Annotated in this window: 9 protein-coding genes; 6 read left to right on the forward strand and 3 right to left on the reverse strand. The window is 73.4% G+C overall.

Annotation, left to right across the window (positions count from 1 at the left end):
• The coding region (locus KS423_RS29145) for an FtsX-like permease family protein (protein ID WP_224282765.1) at positions 1 to 833 on the forward strand (833 nt) is incomplete at its 5' end.
• Between the two features lie 161 nt (positions 834 to 994).
• On the forward strand, positions 995 to 2,281 hold the full coding sequence (locus KS423_RS29150; RefSeq protein ID WP_224282766.1) for a sensor histidine kinase: 1,287 nt from the start codon (positions 995 to 997) through the stop codon (positions 2,279 to 2,281).
• Between the two features lie 35 nt (positions 2,282 to 2,316).
• Here the strand turns inward: KS423_RS29150 and KS423_RS29155 are convergent, their stop codons facing one another.
• On the reverse strand, positions 2,317 to 2,985 hold the full coding sequence (locus tag KS423_RS29155; protein ID WP_224282767.1) for a response regulator transcription factor: 669 nt from the start codon (positions 2,983 to 2,985) through the stop codon (positions 2,317 to 2,319).
• A 203-nt stretch (positions 2,986 to 3,188) separates the two neighbouring features.
• On the opposite strand from KS423_RS29155, the gene KS423_RS29160 reads away from it, so the two are divergent.
• Entirely contained in the window at positions 3,189 to 3,617 is a 429-nt protein-coding gene (locus tag KS423_RS29160) for a MarR family winged helix-turn-helix transcriptional regulator (RefSeq protein WP_224282771.1), read from the forward strand.
• Positions 3,614 to 5,062: an MFS transporter gene (locus KS423_RS29165; RefSeq protein WP_374120046.1), complete on the forward strand. Its 1,449-nt coding sequence runs from the start codon at positions 3,614 to 3,616 to the stop codon at positions 5,060 to 5,062. The genes KS423_RS29160 and KS423_RS29165 overlap by 4 nt, the downstream gene beginning before the upstream one ends.
• A gap of 416 nt (positions 5,063 to 5,478) precedes the next feature.
• Here the strand turns inward: KS423_RS29165 and KS423_RS29180 are convergent, their stop codons facing one another.
• Both KS423_RS29180 and KS423_RS29185 read right to left on the reverse strand, forming a co-directional pair.
• Complete coding sequence (locus tag KS423_RS29180; protein WP_224282768.1) at positions 5,479 to 6,003, reverse strand: DUF5959 family protein; 525 nt, start codon at positions 6,001 to 6,003, stop codon at positions 5,479 to 5,481.
• Between the two features lie 310 nt (positions 6,004 to 6,313).
• On the reverse strand, positions 6,314 to 7,312 hold the full coding sequence (locus tag KS423_RS29185; protein ID WP_224282769.1) for a ScbA/BarX family gamma-butyrolactone biosynthesis protein: 999 nt from the start codon (positions 7,310 to 7,312) through the stop codon (positions 6,314 to 6,316).
• A gap of 461 nt (positions 7,313 to 7,773) precedes the next feature.
• Here KS423_RS29185 and KS423_RS29190 point away from each other — a divergent pair, with 461 nt between their 5' ends.
• Positions 7,774 to 8,502, forward strand: a complete 729-nt coding sequence (locus tag KS423_RS29190) for a ScbR family autoregulator-binding transcription factor (RefSeq protein WP_224282770.1) — start codon at positions 7,774 to 7,776, stop codon at positions 8,500 to 8,502.
• A gap of 282 nt (positions 8,503 to 8,784) precedes the next feature.
• A partial coding sequence (locus KS423_RS29195; protein WP_224282773.1) for a BTAD domain-containing putative transcriptional regulator occupies positions 8,785 to 9,370 on the forward strand: 586 nt, incomplete at its 3' end.

Consider the following 9,370-nt stretch of genomic DNA (forward strand, 5'->3'; position numbering starts at 1 on the left):
CCCCGGCCGTCGCGCTGACCGAAGGCGCGGGCGGGCCGCGGCGCACGGGTGTGCTGCGGCTGCTCACGGGGGTGGCGGTGCTCGCGGGCGGTGGGCTGCTGCTGCGACTGGCGGCGAGCCGGCCGGCCGGAGAGCTGGACAAGGCAGGGCAGGCCTCGCTGCTCGGCTCGCTGGTGCTGTTGGTCGCCGTCGGACTGCTGGGGCCGGTGGCGGCGCGCGTCCTGGCAACCGTGCTCGGCGCCCCTGCGAGGGTGCTCGTGCCCCGGGCGGGCTGGCTGGCGGACGCCAACCTGCGCGGCTACGCGGCCCGGCTCTCCTCGGCGGTGGTGCCGGTCGCGCTGCTGGTCGGGCTCTCCGGCACCATGCTGATCCTCACCGGCACCGCCGAGCACGCCGCCCGGGCAACGGGTGCCGAGACCAGCGTCACCAAGGCGAGCGACGTCTGGCTGCGCGAGATGGAGCTCGGGCTGCTGGTCTGCTTCGCGGCGGTCTCCACGGTCAACACCCTGGTGGCGCTGACCGCCGACCGGCGCCGCGAGTTCGCGCTGCTGCGCCTGGTCGGGGCAACACGGCCGCAGCTGCTGCGGATGCTCTCCGTGGAGGCGGCCCTGACCACGGCGATCGGTGTGCTGCTGGGCGCGGCGGTGGCGGCCACGGCCTCGGCGGCCTTCAGCCTGGCGGTGACGGGCTCGGTGGTGCCGGTGGTGCCGGGGCCGCAGTGCGCCCGGGTGGTGCTGGGTGCGGCGGGGCTCACGGTGCCGGGGATCGTGGGCACGGGCCTGTGGGCGGTCGGCGGCTCGGCGGTGGAGCCGACGGGCGGGGAGCGGGAGTGAGATGGAGGGAGGAGAGCGGCAGGCGCCGACGCTCGGCGGGCCGCGAGGTCGGCGCCGTGGCTGCCAGACGGGCTGTCCGGACGGAAGGGCAGATGGGTGCGGCGGCTCCAGTGGTGCCTGGTGGATGCTGGGGGCCGGGCGGCGGATGAGCAGTGAGGTGGATGGTGGCTGAGCGGCGGCGGTACCGGTCGGTGCGCGGCGGTGAACTGGCGTTCGCAGTACTCGGGTTGCCGCTCGGGGTGCTCGGTGGGGCGTACGCCGTCGCCGTCCTCTACGCGGGGGCGCTGCTCTCGCTCACCGTGCTGGGCCTGCCGTTCGTGGTGGCCGCGCTGCTCGGGGCGAGGAGGCTCGGCGGGCTGCACCGGTGGCTGGTCGGGCGGCTGCTCGGGGAGGAGGTGCCCGCACCGCAGCCGCTGCCGCGCCCGCCCGGGGTGTTCGCCCGGGGCCGGGTGGTGCTGACCGACCCGGCGGCCTGGCGGGCGCTGCTCTACCTCCTCCTGCGGGTGCCGCTCGGGGTGCTCGGGTTCCTGGCCGTGGTCGGGCTTCCGCTCAGCAGCGTCTGGCTGGTGGGCTTCCCGCTCTGGGTGCGGATGATGGAGCCGGGCCCGCGGCCGGTCGGCCTGCTGGACCTGGGCGCGGTTCCGATCGGCCTCGGGGCGCTGGCCGTCGTTCCCACCGCGGTGCGGGCGCTCGGCGCAGCGGACCGTTCGTCGGCCCGTACCCTGCTCGGGCCGGTGCGCTCGCAGCAGCGGGTGCGTCAGCTGGAGAACGCCCGGGCCACCCTGCTGGCCGAGAACACCGATCGGCTGCGACGTCTGGAACGCGACCTGCACGACGGCACCCAGGCGCAACTGGTCGCGTTGGCCATCACGCTGTCGCTGGCCGACGACGTGCTCGCCGAGGGTGTTCCGGCCGACGGTGTTCCGGCCGGCGACGTGCCGGCCGAGGGCGGACCGGTTGGCTCGGGCGGGCCCGACCTCGGGCGGCTGCGCGCCCTGGTCGACCGGGCCCGTGGGCAGACCGACGACACCATCACCGGTCTGCGCCGGCTGACCCGGGGCATCCACCCGGTGGCGCTGGACGGCGGGTTGGCCGAGGCGCTGCCGGGACTGATCGCCACCTCGCCGGTGCCGGTCGACGTCCGGCTGGACCTGCGGGAGCGTCCGGAGCAGGTGATCGAGCGGGCCGTCTACTTCTGCGCTGCCGAGCTGCTGACCAACGTCGCCAAGCACAGCGGCGCGCGGTCGGCGGAGCTGAACGTGAGCGCGGTCGACGGGAGGGTCCGGCTGACCGTACGCGACGACGGGCGCGGCGGCGCCGCGATCGGCGCGGGCACCGGGCTGGCCGGCCTGGCCGAGCGGCTCGCGGCGGTGGACGGGACGCTGCGGGTGGACAGCCCGCCCGGCGGGCCGACGAAGGTCAGTGCCGAACTGCCCAGGCGGCTCTGACGGGCGGTCGCGCCAGAGTCGCCTGGGCTGCCGCCTCAGGAGGCGCCGCTCTCCGCGAGGTAGGCGAGTACGGCCTTGACCCGCCGGTTGTCGGCGTCGGTCGCGGGCAGGTCGAACTTCCCGAACACGGCGGCCACGTGCTTCTCCACTGCCCGCTCCGACACCACCAGCAGCGTGGCGATCGAGCGGTTGGAGTGCCCCTGTGCCATCAGCTCCAGTACCTCCCGCTCGCGCGGGGTGAGCGCGTCCACCCGGCTGCGCCGCCCGCCGTGCATCAGGCCGTTGACGATTTCCGGGTCGAGGGCCGTCCCGCCCGCGGCGACCCGGTGCAGGGCGTCCACGAACTCGGAGGTGCGGGCCACCCGTTCCTTGAGCAGGTAGCCGATGCCGGCGGCGCCACCGGCCAGCAGCCGGGCCGCCCAGGTGGTCTCGACGTGCTGGGAGAAGACCAGGATGCCGACCTCGGGCAGGGCGAGACGGATCTCCACCGCGGCCCGGATGCCCTCGTCGGTGTGGGTGGGCGGCATCCGGATGTCCACCACGGCCACGTCGGGCCGGTGCTCGGTGACGGCGGCGATCAGCTCGGGCGCCGTCCCGGCGGTGGCGACCACCGTGCATCCGCGGGTGGTGAGGAGTTCGACCATGCCGTCCCGGAGGATCACCGAGTCCTCGGCGAGGACGACGCGGAGCTGCTTGTCGATCATGACGTCATTATCCCGGGCCCGTCCGTCGTCCCTCGGGCGCGGGTGGTGGAGATGACCGACCGCCCCGGGAAAAACTTCAGTCCAGACTGGACAGTCCAGACTGTCGAAATTACCGTGGAACCGTGACCGAGAAGCGAACAGCCCGTGCCGCCGCCACCGCGGCCCGCGGGGCCCAGGCCGACACCGCGGGGTCCGTCGACTCCGTGGTCCCCGACACCGCGGCGCTGGCCGCCCGGGAGCTGCGCGCCGTCTTCAGTCGGCTGCGCCGCACCCTCCGGGAGGCGAGCGGCACCAGCGACCTGACACCCTCCCAGAGCGCCGTGCTCAGTCGGCTGGTCAACGACGGCCCGGCCTCCGCCAGCGTGCTGGCCGCCGCCGAGCGGGTCCGCCCGCAGTCCATGGCCGCCACCCTCGCCGCGCTGGAACAGCACGGACTGGTCGGGCGCCGCCCCGACCCCGAGGACGGGCGCCGCCAGGTGGTCAGCCTCACCGAGGCCGGGCTGGACCACGTCGCGGACAGCCGCCAGGCCCGCCAGGAGTGGCTGACCCGCGCCATGGCGGAGCACTACACCGAGGCCGAGCGCGCCACCGTGCTGGAGGCGCTGGCCCTGATGGACCGGCTGAACCGGTGAAGGCCGGCCCGGCCGCCCTGCTGGCCCGGATCCGGTCCGGGCGTCAGCCTGCTCCGGACGGCGGGTTCGACCGTCGGCTGATCGCACCGATGGTGCTCGGCTCGGTGCTCAATCCGATCAACTCGTCGATGATCGCGGTGGCCCTGGTTCCCGTGGGCGCCGCCTTCGGTGCGCCGCCCGCCGAGACCGCCTGGCTGGTGACCGCGCTCTACCTGGCCACCGCCGTGGGCCAGCCGGTGATCGGGCGGCTGGTGGACACCCACGGCCCGCGCCCGCTCTACCTCGCGGGGACGGCCCTGGTCGGCCTCGCCGGACTGCTCGGAGCGCTCGCCCCGTCCCTCGGGCTGCTGATCGCCGCCCGGGTGCTGCTCGGGCTGGGTACCTCCGCGGCCTACGCCGCGATGCACCTGACCCGCAGCGAGGCCGAGCGGACCGGGCAGTCCAGCCCCGCCGGGGTACTGACGGTGCTGGCGGTCGCCAACCAGACCGTCGCGGTGGTCGGGCCCACCCTCGGCGGTCTGCTGATCGGCGCGGGCGGCTGGCGGACGGTCTTCGCCGTCAACGTCCCGTTGTCACTGGCCTGCCTGGCGCTCGGCGCGGTCCGGCTTCCCGTCGCCGCGCGTCGCTCCGACCGCATCGACCACCCGGACAGCGGCGACCACCCGGGCCGCCCGGACCGGCTCGACCATGCCGGGATCGCGCTGTTCGCGGTCCTCCTGCTCACCCTGATGCTGTTCCTGATGAGGCCCGACCCGGCGCGCTGGTACCTGCCGGTGCTCGCGGTCCTGGCGGCCGTCGCCTTCGTCGTCCGCGAGCGGCGGGCCCGCACCCCCTTCATCGACCTGAGGGCGCTCGCCGGAAACCGCCCGCTGATCGCCACCTACCTGCGCCAGGTCCTCGGCTACACCGCCATCTACGCCTTCCTCTACGGCTACACCCAGTGGCTGGAGGAAGGGCGCGGCCTGTCGGCCACCACCGCCGGACTGGTGCTGCTGCCGCTGTCACTGACCGCGCTCACGGTCGCCGGGGCGACCGGCCGCGGTCCGGGCGTGCGAGGCAAGCTGCTGGTCGGCTCCGCCTGCCAGATCGCGGCGTGTGCCGCCCTGCTGCTGGTGCACGCGAGCAGCCCAGGCGCCCTGCTGATCGCGGTCGGCGCGCTGGCGGGCGTCTCGCAGGGGCTGATCGGGCTCGGCACCCAGAGCGCCCTCTACCACCAGGCGGACCCGGCTGTCATCGCCTCGGCGGCCGGGCTGCTGCGCACCTTCATGTACCTCGGTGCCATGGCGGCCTCGGCCGCGAACGCGGCCTTCTTCCCGCACGGTGCCACCACGGGCGGGCTGCACCACCTCGCGCTGTTCATGCTCGGCGGTGCGGCTCTGCTCTTCCTCCTCACCCTGCCCGACCGTTCGCTCGCCCGGCTGGGAAGGCCGATGCCACCGCGGTGATGACGGCCGGTCGACTCCCGAGGAGCCGGCGGGTGATCACGCGTCAGGCCGGCTTGAGGAATTCCTCGCGGATGTCGTGGCGGGTGTCCCAGCGGACCCGCAGGCGTCGGAACCCGTGGGCCCGGGGCGCCGGTCCGCTCGACGACCCACCGCACGGTTCCGGGGCCGGAGCCGTGCGGGACTCCTCGGCGGGCGATCACCGACTGCTTGCTGCCCGGTTGCGCGCGGTCGACCGGGCTCGGTCCGCATCGGGACGGCCCGGCTTGAGCTTCGGCGGCTCCGGCAGCAGCAACGGCTCGATCAGCCCCCACAGTTCGTCCGACACGATGCACGGACGGGACACCCTCTTCCCCGCCCACCGACAAACGAGAAACAAAACCGGCAGTCACGCCCTCGGCGGCTCCTGTCAGGACCTTTCAGCCGGCCGGCTCTCCGCGCCAGGAGTGGACGCCCGGGGACAGTTCGACGACCTCGGACGGATAGGCGTTCCTTACGAGTTCGAGCAGGGCGCGCTGCTCCTCCAGCCAGCCCGGCGCGGGGGAGAGCACGACCCGGAGTGTGACGCCCGATTCCTCCGCGTCGGAGACGGTCACCCAAAGGCCGCCCGGCCGTCCGGGTTCGATCCGCAGCTCCGGGCCGTGTTCCTCGTCCAGCCACCGGACGGCTGACCCGCGCCCGAGTCGGTCCAAGGCGGTTTCCCACTGTCTGAGATGGCGGTCGGTCACCAGCGTGACGAACTGTCCGCGCACCGAGTCCGCGGTGACGGTGATCTCGCAGTCCAGCCAGTCGTGTCCGAGCAGGGAGCCCGGGGCGTGCCGTCCGAGGACCCGCACCCGGACGTTCCGGCCGCCGCTCCGCCCGGCGCAGCCGGGGGTGTCGTCGGTGCCGGGGCGGTCGGTCAGTCTGATCAACTCGTTCTGCTGTGAAGCGACTTCGCTCACGGCGTGCTCCTGTGGGCAGCGCGGATTCAGGGGCTGACATCCTCGCGCAGGTGTTCGCCCCGGTGCCAGCCCGGAACCGGTGCGTTCCGGCCGGGGCCGGTCCGGGGGCAACGACAGGTGCCAGGGGCGCCGCACCGCGAAACGTCGTCGGCACGCGGACGGCCCGCCGGACCGGGATGGTCGGGCGGGCCGTTCGGGTGGTGCGACCGGTGGTGGGGCCGCCGGCAGGGCGGTGGGAGCGGACCGCTGCGAGCGTGGGAGCTTTTCGGCCCGAACCGTCTGCCCGGTCGGTGCGGCGGCGGCTTTCCGGTCAGCGGTGGTCCGGGTGGCCGGTGAGCACGGTGGTGAAGATCGGCTCGCCGTGCTGGTGGCCGGTCACGGTGGTGGTGAGGGCGTCCGGGCTCTCGCCGGGGGTGTGCCGGGCGGTGATCATGGTGGGTGCGTCGTGCTCGGCGTACCGGTGGAAGGTGGTGGCCGCGGCGGTCGGTGTGACGGTGACCGGGCTGCTCAGCGCGTTGGCCGCCTGCCGGGCCGCCTCCAGCAGCACCATGCCGGGGATGTGGTCGTTGGCGTGGTCGAAGAGGATCGGGTGCCAGAAGTCGGGGGTGAGGTGCCAGCTGCCGGGGGCGTCCGCCGGGGTCAGCACGACGTCGCCCGGGCGGAGCCGGCCGACCCGGGCCGGCGGGAGCGGTTCGGCGGTCACGGCCGGCGCCGACGGATGCTCGGCGTTGTGGCGTCCCCGGCGCAGCCGCTGGTAGGTGGAGTCGGGGACGGTGGTGAAGCGGGCGTACCCGGTTGCGGCCGGCTGAGAGCCCCGTCGCACGACGGTTTCCAGCGTGAAGTCGATCGTGGTGCCGGTCCGGCGCGGCTGGGCGAGGAGCCGGACCTCCAGGGTGAGGTCGGTCGGTGCCGCATCGATCAGCAGCTGGCGCGGCCGGGTGGTGTAGTCGAGGTTCCACATCATGAACTTGTGGTCGAGCGGTACGCCGAACCGGGTGTGGGCGAGGTAGAGCCCGGCCTGGCGGATCGTTTCAGCAGCTTGGATCGGGTCGTGCCGGGTGCCGTCCGGGGTGCTGAAGAAGGTGTGCGCCCGCGGCCACTGCGCGGTCACGGTGAAGGTGGTGTCGGTCAGCTGCTCGCTGCCGGTGAGGAAGACCTCGGCGTGGCAGGCCCGGTGGACGTACTCCTTGGCGACGGTGCTGGTCAGGCGAGGTGCCGGGGCTGCTGCTGCGGCCGGGTGGGCGATCGTCCCGGAGTCCGTGCCGGTGGCGAGGGCGGGGGCAGGCGTGCGGAAGGCAAGCAGAGTCATGGGGAGCGCTCCGAAGGGCCGTGACGGGCGGGGTGGGCTGCTCAGGGCTCGTAAGATACGTACCTACCGGTTTGGTTTTCAAGGAGCCAGAACGAAGGTTCGTCGGCGGCCAAGCGTGATCGGGTGGGCACGGTGGGTGGGCACCGAGCGTGGTCCGGAGATCGGCTTGCCTTGGTAAAGCTTCTTGACCTGTGAGAATGTCGACGGACTGGCTTGGCAGGTTCATTGCTATGACATGGTCATCCGTTGGCCTGCCGGTGAGAAGTGGGAGTCCAAGCTCCGGTTATGACAGCCGGCAGCGAGGCGTCGGTCATCCGTTCGTTCCATACCGTCCACGCGGTTTTGGCCCGCTCGAAGGCGGTCCCATGTGACCTGGGACGCAAGACTCCCGGCCGGCCTTGGCGGGTAAGATACGGGGTGTTTGGTTTTGTTTGCCGAGCGTTTCGGGTGGGGTGGTTGCGGTGGTGCGGCAGGAGCGGGCGGTCCGAACGCGTCGGCTGATCCTGGAGGCGGCGGCGTCGGTCTTCGACGAGTACGGGTACGAGGGAGCGACGATCGGTGAAGTCGTGGCCCGTGCCGGGGTGACCCGTGGCGCGGTGTACTTCCACTTCGCCTCCAAGCGGGAGCTCGCCCAGGGGGTCGTGGAGGAGCAGTTCGGCCGGGACGACATCCCCGAACGGCACTGCAAGCTCCAGGAGTTCGTGGATCTCGGGATGGTGGTCGCCCACCTCATGCCGCGCGACCCGGTGCTGAGCGCGGGCGCGCGGCTCTCCCTCGGTCAGGACGTGTTCGGCGACTTCAGCGGCGGCGCGGCGCCCGGCTGGATCCAGCGGGCCGAGACCGTGCTGGAAACGGCCGGTCGACGCGGTGAGCTGCTGCCCCAGGTGGTGCCCGCCGAGACGGCGTGGCTGGTCACCGGGGCCTGGACAGGGGTGCAGATCCAGTCCCAGAAGATGTCCGGCCGGGCGGACCTGGAGCGCCGGATCGCCTCGCTGTACCAGCACTTGATGCCGAGCATCGCGGTGCCCGGGGTGCTGGCCACGCTCGACCTCGCGGTGGACCGGGGTGCCCGGGTGGTCGCGGAGCTGGCGGAGGCCCGGGCGGCGGAGGCGGCAGGGGTGGCGGGGGCGGCGGAGGCCGACGCGAGCGAGGCGGCCGGAGCGGGTGTGGACGGAGCCGGCCCGGCCTGAGTCGGGGCGGGTGCGGACGGGCCTCGGGCGACCTGGCGGCCCCCGGGCGGACCGGTTCGGGATCGGGCGGGTGGTCCAGCGTCCGGCTCCGTAGGGGATTGCATCGCCTAGAAACAAACAGTGCGTTCGGTTTTGTGTTGACAAACCGTCTGACCTGTTTTTGGATGGTGGCGGGTGCTCGATCGACCGTCCAGCGGACCTGTGTGGACGGTGAGCAGCGGAGCATCCGCCCGGCCGGCGGCCGTCGGGGCCGCCGATCCGTCTGGATTTGGGGTGGTCGTCGTGGAGATCCGGGTGCTGGGGGCCTTGGGGGTCCGACTGTGCGGGGTGTCGGTGGTGCCGTCGGCGCCGAAGCCGCGGCAGGTTCTCGCCCTGCTGGCGTTACGGGCCGACCAGGTCGTCCCGGCGAGTGTCCTCGCCGAGGAACTGTGGTCGGGCCGCCCGCCTCGCAGCAGTCGTACCACCGTGCAGACCTATGTGCTCCAACTGCGCGACCTCATCGACCGGGCACTCGCCCAGGGCGACGGCGGCCCTGGGGCCTCCTGCGCGAAGGACGTCCTGGTCACCTCGGTCGGCGGCTACATGCTGAACAGCGGTGGCGGACTGGTCGACCTCCAGGAGTTCGACCGCCTCGCCGGGCGCGGCTACCGTGCCATGGACGGGGGCGACTTCCCGCTCGCCGCCCGGCAGTTGGGCGACGCGCTTGCGCTGTGGCGCGGTCCGGCCTTCGCGGACGTCCCAGTCGGTGGCCAACTCGCCGTCGAGGCAAAGAGGTTGGAGGAGACCCGGCTCTGCGCGCTGGACCAGCGGATCGAGGCCGACCTGCGGCTGGGCCGGCACCGGGTGCTGCTCGCCGAACTCACCGTCC

This window comes from Streptomyces sp. LS1784, from assembly GCF_020103755.1.
In the GTDB taxonomy this organism is placed as follows: Bacteria; Actinomycetota; Actinomycetes; order Streptomycetales; family Streptomycetaceae; genus Kitasatospora.